Source organism: Methylobacterium aquaticum, from assembly GCF_016804325.1.
Taxonomy (GTDB): domain Bacteria; phylum Pseudomonadota; class Alphaproteobacteria; order Rhizobiales; family Beijerinckiaceae; genus Methylobacterium; species Methylobacterium aquaticum_C.
The window spans coordinates 5,751,798-5,766,337 of sequence record NZ_CP043627.1 but is presented as its reverse complement, the minus strand read 5'-3'; the positions used below and the strand labels follow the sequence as shown (position 1 = coordinate 5,766,337).

The following is a 14,540-nucleotide window of genomic DNA, read 5'->3' as shown; positions in this document are numbered from 1 at the left end:
GTCAGCGCTGCATGTTGCGCAGGCGGCAATAGCCGCCCATGTCCTGGTAGCCCGCCGGGCAGCGCCGCACGCAGGCGCCGGCCGCGAATTTCAGCGGCGGCCGGCAGACCTGGCCCCGGCCGAGCTGCCGGCGCTGGTACTGGTAGTCCTGCGCCGGTCCGGCCGTGGCGGGCGTGAGCGGCAAGACGCTGGCGGCGACGAACAGGGCGGCACAGGTCAGGCGGGCGAGCATGGTGGGAAACTCCGGCGCGAGGCGCGGGGGTAACCGCCTCATGGGCCGGAAGTTCGGGTTCCTCGCGGGACGTGCTCGCCCCTACCCCTCCACCACCAGTTCCACCCGGTCCGCCGCGAACAGGCTGCACGTCGCCTGGATCGGCAGGCCGGCCGCATCGACATTGACGCTGGTGAGCAGGATCAGCACCCGGCCGGGCGCGAGATCGAGGCGGGCGGCCTCGTCGGCGGCGGCCGGGCGGGCGTGGATGCGGGTCGACAGGCGGGTGTAGTCGGCGATGCCGAACTCGGCATAGGCGCGGGTGAGCGAGCCCAGGGCCTGATAGGCCGCCGCGAAGCCCGTGAAGCGCGGCAGCGGCAGGCAGGTGCGGGCGGTGGAGAGCGGCGTGCCGTCGGCGCGGTGGATCGTCAGCAGTTCGAGCATCGGATCCCCGGGGGCGATGCGCAGCATCTCCGCGGTGGCGGGATCGGCCGGCACGGTCTCTGCGGTGATCAGGTCGCCCCAGGCCTCGCGGCCGGCCCGGCTCACGATCTCGGAGAAGCGGGTGCGCCGGCCGATCGGGTAGGCGAGCCGCGGCGTCTCCACGAAGGTGCCGCGCCCCTGCGTCGCCCGCACCAGCCCGCGTTCGGCGAGCGCCGCCAGCGCCCGGCGCACGGTGTGGCGGTTGACCCCGTACCGTGCCGCCAGCGCCGCTTCCGTCGGCAGCTGCGCGCCGGCAGCCAGGCGCCCGGCTTCGATGTCGGCCGCCAGGCCGTCCGCGATCTGGCGCCACGCCGCCAGGCCCTCGCCCCGTGCCAGCACCGTCACCGGACCGTCGCCCCTCGCATCCATACCGTCATCCAAACTTCATTTGCTCCCGGATCGTCGGTTGTCTATACCATTAGACAATCGAGATGCCAGCGGACCTCGCGATGCCCGATCCTAACCCGGCCCCCCGCCGGCCCGAAACGCCCGAACTCGCGGCTCGCCGCGCCGTGATGGCTTTGTGCGGTCAGGCCCGCTCCGAGGAACTGCGCCGGGCGCTGACGCAGCTCGGCGCCACCGACACCGTCGAAGACCTGCGCCCGCCGGAGACCGGCTTGGTGATGACCCGCGGCCGCATCGGCGGCGACGGGCGGCCGTTCAACCTCGGCGAGGCGACGGTGACCCGGGCGGCGGTGCGCCTCCCCGGCGGCGAGACCGGCTTCGCCTACCAGCTCGGCCGCGACCGCGCGAAGGCGCGGCTCGCCGCGACCCTCGACGCGCTGTGGCAGGTCCCGGCGCGGCGTGCGGCGGTCGAGGCGGCGCTGAGGCCGGTCGCCCTGCGCCGGGACGAGGAGCGCGCGGCGGAGGCGCGCCGGATCGCGGCGACGCGGGTGAATTTCTTCACCATGGCCCGGGGAGAGGATTGATGGCGAGAGGATCGATGCTCGCCCGCGGCTTTGCCGACCCCGTCCACGACGCCCAGGGCGTCTTCCGCGCCGTCATGGATGCGCTGGCGCGTCCCGGCACGATCCAGGCCCTTGCCACGGAACTCGCGCCGCCCGCGCCGCTGGCGCCCGAGCTCGCCGCCATCGCCCTGGCGCTCGGCGATGCCGATGCGCCGTTCTGGCTCGATGCGGCTCTCGCGCGAAACCCGGCGGTGGCGGAGTTCCTGCGCTTCCATACCGGCGCGCGGATCACCCAAGACCCGATGGAGGCGGCGTTCGCGCTGGTCTCGGATGCCGCCGCCTGCCCGGATTTCGGGACCTTCGCGCGAGGAACGCCGGCCTATCCCGACCGCTCCACGACCCTGGTGCTGGCGGTTGCCGCCCTGTCGAACGAAGGCTGGCACCTCGACGGGCCGGGAATCCGGGGGAGCGCCCGCCTGTCGGCCTCGCCGCTCCCGGCGGACATCCTTCCCCGTCTCGCCCGCAACCATGCCGGCTTCCCGCAAGGAGTCGACCTGATCCTGGCAGCCCCCGGCCGCATCGCCGCGCTGCCGCGCTCCACCCGCGTCCAGGAGGGCTGAGCATGTACGTGGCCGTGAAGGGCGGCGAGGCCGCCATCGCCAACGCGCACCGGCTGCTGGCCGAGACCCGCCGGGGCGACGCGAGCGTGCCCGAGCTCTCGGTGGCGCAGATCCGCGAGCAGATGGCGCTCCTCGTCGACCGGGTGATGACCGAGGGCTCGCTGCACGATCCCGACCTCGCCGCGCTCGCCCTCAAGCAGGCCCGCGGCGACCTGATCGAGGCGGTGTTCCTGGTGCGGGCCTACCGCACCACCCTGCCCCGCTTCGGCGCCTCCGAGCCGGTCGAGACCGGCGCGATGACCCTCCGTCGTCGCATCTCCGCCACCTACAAGGACCTGCCCGGCGGCCAGGTGCTCGGGCCGACCTTCGACTACACCCACCGGCTGATCGACTTCGCGCTCGCCGCCGAGGGCGAGGCACCGCCCGCCGAACAGGCCGAGCCGCTGCCGGATGCCGCCCACGCCCCGCGGGTCACAGACCTCTTAGGGAACGACGGGCTGATCGAGCGCTGCGCCCCCGACGACGGCGCACCCCCGGGCGACCTCACCCGCGAGCCCCTCGACTTTCCGGCCGACCGGGCGCTCCGCCTCCAGGCGCTGGCGCGGGGCGACGAGGGCTTCGTGCTGGCGCTCGGCTACTCGACCCAGCGCGGCTACGGCCGCACCCACCCCTTCGTCGGCGAGATCCGGGTCGGCACGGTGGCGGTCGAGTTCGTGCCGGAGGAGCTGGGTTTCGCGGTGCCGCTCGGCGAAGTCGCCCTCACCGAGTGCCAGATGGTCAACCAGTTCCACGGCAGCGCCGAGGTGCCGCCGCAATTCACCCGCGGCTACGGCCTCGCCTTCGGGCAGAGCGAGCGCAAGGCGATGGCGATGGCCCTCGTCGACCGCGCGCTCCGGGCCGAGGAACTGGGCGAGCCGGTCGGCGCCCCGGCACAGGACCAGGAATTCGTGCTGGCCCATTGCGACGCGCTCCAGGCGACCGGCTTCGTCGAGCACCTGAAGCTGCCCCACTACGTCGATTTCCAGGCCGAGCTGGAGCTGGTGCGGCGGCTTCGCACCGAACATGCCGCGCGGCACGAAGCCCCCGCGATGAAGGAGGCCGCCGAATGAGCGCCGAGACCGGCTACAACTTCGCCTATCTCGACGAGGGCACCAAGCGGATGATCCGCCGGGCGATCCTCAAGGCGATCGCGATCCCCGGCTACCAAGTGCCCTTCGCCTCGCGCGAGATGCCGATGCCCTATGGCTGGGGCACCGGCGGCGTGCAGGTGACGGCCGCGATCCTCGGCCGGAGCGACGTGCTCAAGGTCATCGACCAGGGCTCGGACGACACCACCAACGCGGTCTCGATCCGCGCCTTCTTCGCCCGCACGAGCAATGTCGCGGTCACCACCCGCACCCGGGACGCAACCGTGATCCAGACCCGCCACCGCATCCCGGAGGCGCCGCTGCACGAGGGCCAGGTGCTGGTCTACCAGGTGCCGATCCCCGAGCCTCTGCGCTTCCTCGAGCCGCGGGAGACCGAGACGCGCCAGCTCCACGCCCTGGCCGAATACGGGCTGATGCACGTCAAGCTCTACGAGGACATCGCCCGCCACGGCCACATCGCCACCACCTACGCCTATCCGGTCGAGGTGGCGGGCCGCTACGTCATGGACCCCTCGCCGACACCGAAATTCGACAACCCGAAGATGGACGATTGCCCGGCGCTCCAGCTCTTCGGCGCCGGCCGCGAGAAGCGGATCTACGCCGTGCCGCCCCATACGCGGGTGAGGAGCCTCGATTTCGAGGACCATCCGTTCCGGGTCCAGAGCTTCGACCGTCCTTGTGCATTGTGCGGCGCCGAGGGTGTCTACCTGGATGAGGTGCTGCTCGACGATGCCGGCGGGCGGATGTTCGTCTGCTCGGATACCGACCATTGCGAGGAGCGCCGGGCAGACGGTCATGCCGGCACCGGCGGCATGGAGGCGGCGCATGCCTGACCCGACCATCCGCCGCGCCGGCAAGCCCGACCTGCCGGCCGTGCTCGGCCTCTATGCCGAATTGAACGCCGGCCGGGTCGCGACCCTGGACCAGGCCGAGGCGCTGCTGGCGCGCCTCGACGCTTACCCCGATTACGGGCTCTACGTCGCGGAGGTCGAGGGGCGGATCGTCGGCACCTTCTGCCTCGTCATCCTCGACAACATCGCCCATTGGGGCATGCCGTCGGCCCTCGTCGAGAGCGTCGTCGTGAGCGCCACGGAGCGCGGCACCGGCCTCGGCCGGATCATGATGCGGGAGGCCGGCCGTATGGCCGGCGAGAAGGGCTGCTACAAGGTCGCCCTGTCCTCGAACGTCGACGCGAAGCCCGCGCACCGCTTCTACGAGAGCCTCGGCTTCGAGCGATACGGCTACAGCTTCCGGTTGGATCCGCCCTTTACGACCGGTAACGGGCCGTCCGCGGACGGAGAAGCCGTGGGTTCCCTCTCCCCGCCCGCGGCCGGGCTGCCCGGGGAAACGAGAAGGCGCGGGTTTTCCCCTCCCCCTCTGCGGGGGAGGGTGGCCTACGAAGTAGGCCGGGAGAGGGGCAGCGCGACGCTACTCCAGGTGGCGCCCTTCACGAAGCGCGCGACTTCTCCGGAAGCGGCGTCCCCTCTCCCGGCTCGCTCCGCTCGCCACCCTCCCCCGCAGAGGGGGGAGGGGAAAACCTGCGCCTCTCCTTGATCCCAACCAGCCTCGTGACCGACACGGAGGAGACCGCATGAGCGCCCCGCTGCTCCAGGCCCGCGGCCTGACCAGGCATTACGGCGCCCGCACGGCTTGCGCCGACGTGTCGTTCGATCTCGATCCCGGCGAGGTGCTGGCGATCGTCGGCGAATCCGGCTCCGGCAAGTCGACGCTGCTGTCGCTGATCGCCACCGAGCTCAGCCCCGATTCCGGCAGCGTCTCCTACCGGATGCGCGACGGGGTGATGCGCGACCTCGCGACCTTGAGCGAGGCCGAGCGCCGTGCCCTGATGCGGACCGATTGGGGCTTCGTGCGCCAGGACGCGGCCAAGGGCCTGCGCATGGCGGTCTCGGCCGGCGGCAATGTCGGCGAGCGGCTGATGGGCGCGGGTGCCCGCCATTACGGCACCATCCGCGGCACGGCGCTCGAGTGGCTGGACAAGGTCGAGATCGCCGCCGACCGGATCGACGACCCGCCGACGCGGTTCTCCGGCGGCATGCGCCAGCGGCTCCAGATCGCCCGCAACCTCGTCACCGGCCCGCGGCTGGTGCTGATGGACGAGCCGACCTCGGGGTTGGATGTGTCGGTCCAGGCCCGCCTCCTCGACCTGATCCGCGGCCTCGTCGCGGAACTGGGGCTCGCCGTCGTCATCGTCACCCACGACCTCGCGGTGGCCCGGCTCCTGTCGCACCGGGTGATGGTGATGCGCGCCGGCCGGGTGATCGAGACCGGCCTGACCGATCAGGTGCTCGACGATCCCCGTGAGCCCTACACCCAGCTCCTCGTCTCCTCGGTGCTCGCCGCATGAATCCCGCTCAAGATTCCCCGGCCCTCGAATTCCGCGACGTCGCCAAGACCTTCACCCTGCACCTGCGCGGCGGCGTGCAACTGCCGGTGATGGGCGGCGCCGATCTCGCCGTGCATCCGGGCGAATGCGTGGTGCTCGGCGGGCCATCGGGGGCGGGCAAGTCCTCGCTCCTCAAGATGGCCTACGGCAATTACCGCTGCGACCGCGGACGGATCCTGGTCCGCGACGGTGAAACCGTGATCGACGTGGCCTCGGCCTCGCCCCGCGAGGTGCTGGCCCTGCGCCGCCGCACCATCTCCTACGTGTCGCAGTTCCTGCGGGTGATCCCGCGGGTCGGCGCCCGCGAGGTGGTGGCCGCCGCCGGCCGCGAGGGCGGCCTGCCCGCCGACATCGCGCTCGCCCGCGCCGAGGAACTGCTCTCCCGCCTCAACCTGCCGGAGCGCCTGTGGGACCTGCCGCCCGCGACCTTCTCGGGCGGCGAGCAGCAGCGGGTCAACATCGCCCGCGGGCTGATCGCCGAGCGGCCGATCCTGCTCCTCGACGAGCCGACCGCCTCCCTCGACGCGCAGAACCGCGCCGTGGTGGTCGATCTGATCCGCGCCCGCCAGGCCGCCGGCGCGGCGTTGCTCGGCATCTTCCACGACACCGACGTCCGCGAGGCGGTGGCGACCCGGGTGGTCGACGTCACCGCCTTCGCGCAGAAACGTGCCGCATAAGAAGGGGACCTCCATGCAAGACCGGATCCTCGAGAACGCCACCCTGGTGCTGCCCGACCGGGTGCAGCACGGCTGGCTCGCCATGGTCGACGGCCGCATCGCCGAGATCGGCGAGGGCCGGGCGCCGGAACGCGGCCTCGACCTCCAGGGCGACCACCTGATCCCGGGCCTCGTCGAGCTCCATACCGACCACCTCGAGAGCCACTACGCGCCCCGCCCCAAGGTGCGCTGGCACCCGCTCGGCGCCGTGCTCGCCTACGATGCGCAGATCGCCGCCTCCGGCATCACCACGGTGTTCGATTCGCTGCGCGCCGGCAGCGACCCGGACGGCAGCGGCTTGGGGCCCGAGCTGATGCAGCTCGCCGGCGCGATCGAGACCGCCAAGGGCGCCGACCTGTTCCGCGCCGAGCACCTGACGCACCTGCGCTGCGAGATCCCCTCCGCCGACCTCCTCGACACGGTGCGGGACTTCACCGCGCTCTACCCCGTCGGGCTGATCTCGCTGATGGACCACACCCCCGGCCAGCGCCAGTTCCGCGACATCGAGAAATATTACACCTACGCCACCCGCGGCGGCCGCTCGATCGTCGAGATCCAGGCCAACACCGCGCTCAAGATCCGCGACGGCCAGGCCTTCAACGCGGTCAACCGCCCGGCCCTGGTGGCGCTGGCCCGGGAGCGCGGCATCGCGCTCGCCAGCCACGACGACACCACGCTCGCCGACGTCGCCATGGCGAGGAACGAGGGCGTGCGGCTGGCCGAATTCCCCACCACCCTGGAGGCGGCGCAGGCCGCGCACGACGCCGGCATCACCGTGATGATGGGGGCGCCGAACCTGATCCGGGGCGGCTCGCATTCCGGCAACGTCGCGGCCGAGGACCTGGCCCGGGACGGCCTCCTCGACGTGCTCTCCTCCGATTACGTGCCGGCGAGCCTCCTGATGGCGGCGTTCGGCCTGCCCGAGCGGGTCCCCTCGATCACCCTGCCGGAGGCGGTCGCCACCGTCACCGCCAACCCGGCCCGGGCCACCGGTCTCGACGACCGCGGGCGCATCGCCCCGGCGTTGCGGGCCGACCTCGTGCGGGTGCGCCTCGCCGAGGGCGTGCCGGTGGTGCGCCAGGTCTGGCGCCAGGGACGGCGGGTGGCGTGATGGCGGATGGCGGCTTCGTCCTCGTCGTCGGCCCGAGCGGAGCCGGCAAGGACACGCTCCTGCGGCTCGCGCGCGAGGCGCTCGCGGGAGAGCCCCGCTACGTCTTCCCGCGCCGCCTCGTCACCCGGCCGCCCTCCGCCCACGAGGACAACCTGCCGATCGACGAGGCGGATTTTTCCGCGGGCGAGGCGGAGGGCCGCTTCGCCCTGTCCTGGCGCGCCCACAACCTCGGCTACGCGCTGCCGGCGGAGACGGTCGCGCTCGCGCGCGACGGGCATGTCGTCGTCTGCAACGTCTCGCGCCGGGTGGTGGGCGAGGCCCGCCGGCGCCTGCCCGGCGTCACCGTGATCGAGGTCACCGCGCCGCCCGAGGTGCTGGCCGCCCGCCTCGCCGCCCGCGGCCGGCGGGAGGACGGCGACCTCGGCGCGCGGCTCTCCCGCTCGGCATCGGTCATCGCCGACCTCGTGGTGATGAATGACGGCCCGCCGGAGGACGGGGCGGCCCGGCTCCTCGCCCATCTGCGGGCGCGCTGACGGCGTTCGTGTCGCTGCGTCAGGCGTCCGGACCACGATGAACGGCCCCGGCGGCCGCGCTTTGCGAAACTTTCGGCCCTCGTTCATGATTTCCGTATCGGGCCCCCCTATGTGGCGGACCGAACGGGAGACCAGGACCACCGTGATGAGCGAACCGCGCGAGACCGAGCTGAAGCTGGATGTCGAGGCCTCCGACCTCGCCCGCCTGCGGGAGCACCCGCTGCTCGCCGGAGACTGGACCGAGACCGAGTTGACCTCGGTCTATTACGACACGCCGGACGGCTCCTTGCGCGAGGCCGGCTACACCCTGCGGGTGCGCCAGGACGGCGACCGCCACATCCAGACCGTGAAGGCCCGGGGCGGCGGCGGGGCCGGCCTGTTCGACCGGTCGGAATGGGAGAGCGACATCGCCGGGCCGACGCCCGAGCCTGCCGCCCTCGCCGGCACGCCCGTCGCCAAGCTCCTCGACGGCGCGACGGATCTGAACCCGCTCTATTCCTCCACGGTGACCCGGAGCATGCGCCGCCTCGCCGATACCGGGCCGGCCGGCAGCCGCATCGAGGTCGCCCTCGACCGCGGCCGGATCTGGGCGCCGGACGACCGCGTCTCGCCGATCAGCGAGATCGAGTTCGAGTTGACCGGCGGCGTGCCCTCGGCCCTGTTCGATCTCGCCCGCACGATCGGGGCCGACGTGCCCCTGCGCCTCGGCGTGCTGAGCAAGTTCGAGCGCGGCGACGCCCTGATCAAGGGCCGCCTCAACCGGGCCGTGAAGGCCGAGCCGGTGCCCCTCGATACCGGGATGACGGCCGCCGACGCGTTCAAGGCCGTGGCCTTCGCCTGCCTGCGCCAGATGCGCCTCAACGAGACCGTGCTGCTCGCCCGCCGCGACGTCGAGGCCCTGCACCAGCTGCGGGTGTCGTTGCGCCGCCTGCGCTCGGCCTTCTCGCTGTTCGGCAGCGTGGTCGAGGACCGGCGGATGCCGGGGATCAAGGCGGAGCTGAAGCGCCTGAGCGAGCCCTTCGGCCACGCCCGCAACCTCGACGTCTATCTCGGCAAGACCCTGCCGCTGGAGCGCGAGCGCCGGCCGGACGAGACCGGCCTCCTGATCCTGGAGCGCCACCTCGAGACCGAGCGCGCGACGGCGCACGACGCGGTGCGGGCGGTGCTGGAGAGCCGCGAGTGGCGCGACCTCCTCCTCGACCTCGTCGCCTGGATCGAGGCCGGCCCCTGGCTCGGCCCCGACAACCCGAATGCCGACCGGCGCGACGGCCCGGCCCGGGCCTTCGCCACCGAGGAGCTGGAGCGCCGCCGCCGCCAGGTGAAGAAGCGCGGGCGCCACCTCGCCGATCTCGATCCCGAGGCACGCCACCGGGTGCGGATCGCCGCCAAGAAGCTGCGCTACGGCGCCGAGTTCTTCGCCGCCCTCTACGACGGCAAGAAGGCCGCCAAGCGCCACAAGGTCTTCGTCGAGGCCCTGGCCGACCTCCAGGACCATCTCGGCGACCTCAACGACATCGCCACCGCCCACACGCTGGCGGCCGAGCTCGCCAAGGGCGCGCCGGAGGGCGCGGTGTTCGCGGCGGGCATGGCCACCGCCGATACCGAGGCGCGGACCGGGCACCTGCTCGCCGAAGCCGACAAGGCGCATCGCGCCCTGATCGACGTGCGCCCGTTCTGGCGCTGATGTCCGGCTCCCGCGCCTGTCCGGCTCAGGCGCGGGACATCAGGACCGGGGCATCAGAGCGTACAGCGTGATCGCCGCGGCGTTCGAGACGTTGATGCTCTGGATCGCCCCGCGGAACGGGATGCGGGCCATCACGTCGCAGCATTCGCGGGTGCGCTGGCGCAGGCCCTTGCCCTCGGCCCCGAGCACCACGACGAGCGGCGTCTTCGGCCCGACGGCATCGAGGGTCTCGGGCGCCTCCGAATCGAGCCCGACCCGGGTGAAGCCGCGCTCGCCGAGCTCGATCAGGGCTTCGGCGAGGTTGCGCACCACCACGAACGGCACGTGCTCGAGCCCGCCCGAGGCGGATTTGGCGAGCACGCCGGTGACCGTCGGCGAGTGCCGGGCGGTGGTGACGATGGCGGTGACCCGAACGCCGCCGCCGTGCGCACGATCGCCCCGACATTGTGCGGATCGGTGATCTGGTCGAGGGCGAGCAGCACCGCGTCGTCGGGCAGCGCGTCGAAGGCCGGGCCCTCCAGCGGCTCGGCCTCGAGATAGAGACCCTGATGCACCGGTTCCGGCCCGAGCAGCCCGGTGATGGTGCCCGGCTTGACGATCTCCGGCGCGATGCGCAGCTCGCCGACCTCCTCGGCGAGGCGCACCGCCGCGTTCTCGGTGGCAAGCAGCTTGATGAACTGCCGGTTCGGGTTGCGCAGGGCCTCCGAGACCGGATGCCAGCCATACAGCACCGCCGGCCCGTCATCGTCGCCGCCGGGCTTCCAGCCTGACCCGCCTCTGCCGGGCCCGCCCTTGCCGGGACCGCCTCGACCCGGGCCGCCCTTGCCGGCCCAGCCCTGGCCCTGCCCGCCCTTCCAACCGCCCCCGCGCGGCGTCTGCCTCGTCGTCATCCGTCGTCCCGCCCGCGTTCAAGGCCAACCCGGCGCCGACAAGACCGAGCCATCGGTGTCCGTCAAGCCCATCAATCCTGTTGCCCTCCCGAAAGAACCCCACTATAGCTCCCCTCGCCCCGCTTGAGCGCCCTTCGTCTAGCGGTCTAGGACGTCGCCCTTTCACGGCGAAAACACGGGTTCGAGTCCCGTAGGGCGCGCCACCAAAATCCGGCAATCCGCCGATTCTGCGTGGTGCGTTGCCAAGCGCTTGGCCATATAACCGCCTCACAATGATGCGGAGCCGTATGATGTACGCCCGGCCTGTGCGGGCTGATCCGGCACCTCCAACGCGAAGCCGCTGCCAGCCGCCGCGAGGCGCGTGGCAGTCCGCTGCCGCGGGGCTCCGGCCTTACAGGCCGTGTGCCCTTCGTCTCTCTCCAGCAGTACCATGGGCCGGTCTCCGAGCGCTCGAACGCCTCGCCGGAGATGCGCGGCCCGGGGTTGGCGGGAGCAGGATCAAGGTGTCGTGCCCGACGCCTCATGTCGGCGGTTCCCGAACGGCGCGATCGTCGACGTCTCGCAGGGTCTCGGTGGCGGGGCCTGGGCGGGGACAGCGCCGCGCCCGCGTCGTGACGCCCCCTAGATCCCCGAAGACGGCCGCGCGGGATCCGACTTGGCCGCACCGGCGGGCGAACCGTTCGGGGTCCAAGGCCGCGGCGATGCGCCTGGCCTCGGTCCCTCGGCGGAATGCGGCGTTCAGAACCGCGCCGTCAGGAAAACCCGCACGTTCCGCCCCGGCAGGACGATCTCGTCCTTCTTGAACGAGGCCGAGTTGCGGATCACGTCGTTGAGCAGGTTCGTGCCCTGCACGCCGAGCGTCACCTCGCTCCAGCCGGTCGTCGCGAGGTCGAAGGCCTTGGTGTAGCTGACCTCCGCCCGCAGGTTGTCGTAGCCGGGCGTGCGCGTCTCGTAGGGCGCGGTCTCGGTATGGGCGAAGGCGTGGAGCAGGTTCATCCGCGCGTACCAGCCGTCGGCCCTGACGAACACACCGCCGCCGACCCGGTGCGGCGGGATGCGCGGCACGTAGGTGCCGTCGTCGAAGGTCGCGCGCACGAAGTCGTACTGCGCCTCGATGCCGGCAAAGCCGTTGCCGATCGGCAGGAGATCGAGCTGCGAGCCGATCTCGGCACCCGCGAAGGTCGCGTTCTGCTGCGAGTACACGATCTGGGCCAGCTCGTCGTCGCTGCCGCAGCTGCCGAAGTCGTCGCCGCAGCGCAAGCCGGTCAGGCGCTTGTAGATGAAGCCGGTATAGCGGGTGTAGTAGCCGGTGGCATCGAGGCGGAACGGGCCGACGGCGCGGCGGATGCTGGCCTCGATGGTGCGGGCGCGCTCCTTCTTCAGGTTCGGGTCGCCGATCTCGAAGGTTTCGGTCGCGTCGTGCGGTCCGCGGGAATAGAGCTCGAAGGCCGACGGCGCCCGCTCGACATATTGCCCGGTCAGGCTGGCGACGAAGCCGTCGGGCAGGTCTTGGAGGATGCCGAAGCTCGCGCTCTTCGGGGCGAAGTGCCGGCGGCGGCCATAGGAGAGCGGGTCCTCGCCGTCGACCGGGATGTAGTCGCCGGGAAACAAAGTCGCGGTGCCGGTGGAGCGGGCGCCCTCCATCCGGCCCGCCGCCTGGAGCCGCAGGCCGCGCTCCAGCGCCAACTCCTCGAACAGGTAGACGGCGTTGCTGCGCGAATCGGTCGGCGCCAGGAGGCCGCCGGCCTCGCCCGAGGTGCCGATCAGCCGCCGGTCGGTCTGGAGGCCGAGCGCGCCGGTGAGCGTGCCCAGCGGCGTGACGACCGGCACGTGCTGGATCTCGAGCCGTCCTTCCGCCTGACGGTTCTTGAAGGTGGCCTGGATGCCGTCGATCCCGTCGCCGCCGATGCCGATCTCGTTGTGGCGGTAGGTCGAGCCGCCGAGCCAGAACCGGATCGCCTCCACCGGCCCCTCGAGCGGGCGGTACTCGCCCTTGGCCTGGAGCCGGTCCTGGGTCGGGTCGAGGCGGGTGCGGCTGTCGGCGGCCTCGCCGCCCGGGATCTGGTAGAGCGCGTCGTAGTGGCTGAACGACAGGCCGACGAAGCCGCGGTCGAACAGGTACGACATCCCGACCGCGCCGCCCTGGGATTCGTTCGCCGAGTTGCGCTGGATGCCGAGCGGCGTGTCGTAGCTGTCGGCGGCGGTCTTGAAGCCGTCGGCGTGGAAGGCGACCGATGGACCGGCGGCATCGATCGTCGCGGCGCCGTTGCGGCCGTTATCGACGGACGAGTATCCCGTCGTCACCCGCCCGGCAAAGCCGTTCGGCGGAGGGAGCGTCGGGATGCGGTTGTCCTCCACCGAGACCACGCCGCCGATCGCCTGGCTGCCGTAGCGGAGCGATGCCGGACCGCGGATCACCTCGATGCGGTTGGCGACGAGGGGGTTGATCGGCACGGCGTGGTCCTCGCCGAGATCCGAAACGTCCTGGACGCCGATGCCGTTCTCCTGGATCCGCACCCGGCCGGTATCGAGGCCGCGGATGATCGGCCGGCTCGCGCCGCCCGGCGCGTAGGTGGTGGCGGAGAGGCCGGGCCGGTCGAACAGGGCGTCGCCCAGGGTGCGGGGCTGCTGGCGCGCGATCTCGCCTTGCGTCACGACCGTGACCGGCGAGAAGGTGGTGGTGACGACCGGCAGCACCCCGACCGGGAAGGTGCCCCCCGCCCCCGCCCCGCCGGCGGGCGCCGCGGCGATGGGGCTCGGCGAGGCGACGTCGATCGTATCGAGGGCGATGTCCTCGGCCCGGGCCGCCGGGCTGGCAAGGGTGAAGGCCGCCGCCAGCAGCACCGGGCCCGCCCCGAACGATCCGACCTTGCTCATCCTCGCCCCCGCAAACGCTATAACATTGCATTCGCGCGACGAGGGACGGGCTGGCAAGGGGGCAGCCGGCGCGCCCCGCACGAGGCGCGCCAAGCGTAACGTTATTACAACATGGGGGAGTATCCGCGCGCCGCGCGGTCCCGCCTCCTCAGCGCCCGGCCAGGTCCCGCCGCAGGGTCGGCAGCCCGATCCCGGCGGCATCGAAGCCGCCATCGACCGCGAGCGTCTGGCCGGTGACGTAGCTCGCCCGCGGGCCGCACAGGTAGACGATGGCGTCGGCGATCTCGCGCTCCAGGCCGTAGCGGTTGAGCGGCACGGCGTCGTGGTAGTCGGCGCGGATGGCGGGGCTGTGGACCTCCTTGGCCATGGCGGTGTCGACCGGGCCCGGCGCCACGGCGTTGACCCGGATGTTCAGGTGGGCAAGCTCCACCGCCTGCTGCTTCGTCAGGTGCTTGAGCGCGGCCTTGCTGGTGCCGTAGGCGACCCGCAGGGTCGAGGCGCGCTGCCCCGAGATCGACGTGATGTTGACGATGGCGCCGCCGCCGCCCCGGGCCATCACCGGGGCCGCCGCCTGCACGCACAGGAACGGGCCGGTGAGGTTGACGGCGAGCACCCGGGCCCACTCGGCGGGGCTGGTCTCGAGGAGCGGCTTGAACACCGCGGTGCCGGCATTGTTGACCAGCGCATCGAGCCGGCCGAAACGGGCCTCGATGGCGGCGACCGCCTGCGCCACGGCATCCGCGTCGGCGACGTCGGCGGTCAGCGCCAGGGTGTGGTCGGGCCGGTCGAGCGCCGCCGCGGCCCGCTGTTGCGCCGCGCCGTCGATGTCGAGGAGCGCGACGCGCCAGCCCTCGTCGAGGAAGAGCTGCGCCGTCGCCAGCCCGATGCCCCGCGCCGCGCCGGTGACCCAGGCGACCTTGCCCTCGTCCGCCATCGCATGTCCTCCCGTTGTTAG

At 72.4% G+C, this 14,540-nt stretch carries 14 protein-coding genes, 1 tRNA gene and 1 pseudogene; 11 read left to right on the top strand and 5 right to left on the bottom strand.

All coding sequences use genetic code 11. The annotated features are described in order from the left end of the window. Nucleotide 1: 1 nt before the first annotated feature. Nucleotides 2-232, bottom strand: coding sequence for a hypothetical protein (locus F1D61_RS26490; protein ID WP_203155104.1), 231 nt, complete (start codon nt 230-232; stop codon nt 2-4). Between the two features lie 81 nt (nt 233-313). Continuing rightward, nucleotides 314-1,063, bottom strand: a complete 750-nt coding sequence (phnF, locus tag F1D61_RS26485; protein WP_203155103.1) for a phosphonate metabolism transcriptional regulator PhnF — start codon at nt 1,061-1,063, stop codon at nt 314-316. A 146-nt stretch (nt 1,064-1,209) separates the two neighbouring features. Here phnF and phnG point away from each other — a divergent pair, with 146 nt between their 5' ends. From phnG to F1D61_RS26435, 10 genes are all read left to right on the top strand, one after another. Then, nucleotides 1,210-1,623 (top strand): phosphonate C-P lyase system protein PhnG, encoded by a 414-nt coding sequence (gene phnG / locus F1D61_RS26480; RefSeq protein WP_246776014.1) that lies wholly within the window; start codon nt 1,210-1,212, stop codon nt 1,621-1,623. A 14-nt stretch (nt 1,624-1,637) separates the two neighbouring features. Next, nucleotides 1,638-2,222: a phosphonate C-P lyase system protein PhnH gene (phnH, locus tag F1D61_RS26475; RefSeq protein WP_203159289.1), complete on the top strand. Its 585-nt coding sequence runs from the start codon at nt 1,638-1,640 to the stop codon at nt 2,220-2,222. A 2-nt stretch (nt 2,223-2,224) separates the two neighbouring features. Continuing rightward, entirely contained in the window at nt 2,225-3,331 is a 1,107-nt protein-coding gene (locus F1D61_RS26470) for a carbon-phosphorus lyase complex subunit PhnI (protein WP_203155101.1), read from the top strand. Beyond that, nucleotides 3,328-4,203, top strand: coding sequence for an alpha-D-ribose 1-methylphosphonate 5-phosphate C-P-lyase PhnJ (locus F1D61_RS26465; RefSeq protein WP_203155100.1), 876 nt, complete (start codon nt 3,328-3,330; stop codon nt 4,201-4,203). The genes F1D61_RS26470 and F1D61_RS26465 overlap by 4 nt, the downstream gene beginning before the upstream one ends. After that, the gene (locus F1D61_RS34465; protein ID WP_246775543.1) at nt 4,196-4,924 is read left to right on the top strand and encodes a GNAT family N-acetyltransferase; all 729 of its coding nucleotides are present in this window, start codon (nt 4,196-4,198) and stop codon (nt 4,922-4,924) included. The genes F1D61_RS26465 and F1D61_RS34465 overlap by 8 nt, the downstream gene beginning before the upstream one ends. 37 nt (nt 4,925-4,961) lie before the next feature. Continuing rightward, entirely contained in the window at nt 4,962-5,735 is a 774-nt protein-coding gene (phnK, locus tag F1D61_RS26455) for a phosphonate C-P lyase system protein PhnK (RefSeq protein ID WP_203155099.1), read from the top strand. Beyond that, nucleotides 5,732-6,451: a phosphonate C-P lyase system protein PhnL gene (phnL, locus tag F1D61_RS26450; protein ID WP_203155098.1), complete on the top strand. Its 720-nt coding sequence runs from the start codon at nt 5,732-5,734 to the stop codon at nt 6,449-6,451. The genes phnK and phnL overlap by 4 nt, the downstream gene beginning before the upstream one ends. Before the next feature lie 13 nt (nt 6,452-6,464). Continuing rightward, nucleotides 6,465-7,601 (top strand): alpha-D-ribose 1-methylphosphonate 5-triphosphate diphosphatase, encoded by a 1,137-nt coding sequence (locus F1D61_RS26445; RefSeq protein ID WP_203155097.1) that lies wholly within the window; start codon nt 6,465-6,467, stop codon nt 7,599-7,601. Then, the gene (gene phnN, locus F1D61_RS26440; RefSeq protein WP_203159288.1) at nt 7,601-8,134 is read left to right on the top strand and encodes a phosphonate metabolism protein/1,5-bisphosphokinase (PRPP-forming) PhnN; all 534 of its coding nucleotides are present in this window, start codon (nt 7,601-7,603) and stop codon (nt 8,132-8,134) included. The genes F1D61_RS26445 and phnN overlap by 1 nt, the downstream gene beginning before the upstream one ends. Nucleotides 8,135-8,279: 145 nt before the next feature. Beyond that, complete coding sequence (locus F1D61_RS26435) at nt 8,280-9,818, top strand: CHAD domain-containing protein (protein WP_203155096.1); 1,539 nt, start codon at nt 8,280-8,282, stop codon at nt 9,816-9,818. 39 nt (nt 9,819-9,857) lie between these two features. On the opposite strand, the pseudogene rlmB reads toward F1D61_RS26435, so the two are convergent. After that, nucleotides 9,858-10,708 (bottom strand): annotated as a pseudogene (rlmB, locus tag F1D61_RS26430) (23S rRNA (guanosine(2251)-2'-O)-methyltransferase RlmB). Nucleotides 10,709-10,835: 127 nt separating this feature from the next. Here rlmB and F1D61_RS26425 point away from each other — a divergent pair. Continuing rightward, nucleotides 10,836-10,911, top strand: a tRNA-Glu gene (locus tag F1D61_RS26425). A 535-nt stretch (nt 10,912-11,446) separates the two neighbouring features. On the opposite strand, the gene F1D61_RS26420 is transcribed toward F1D61_RS26425, so the two are convergent. After that, a complete protein-coding gene (locus F1D61_RS26420; RefSeq protein ID WP_203155095.1) occupies nt 11,447-13,585 on the bottom strand; it encodes a TonB-dependent receptor in 2,139 nt (712 codons plus the stop codon). A gap of 148 nt (nt 13,586-13,733) precedes the next feature. Next, nucleotides 13,734-14,519: an SDR family NAD(P)-dependent oxidoreductase gene (locus F1D61_RS26415; RefSeq protein ID WP_203155094.1), complete on the bottom strand. Its 786-nt coding sequence runs from the start codon at nt 14,517-14,519 to the stop codon at nt 13,734-13,736. Nucleotides 14,520-14,540 lie beyond the last annotated feature (21 nt).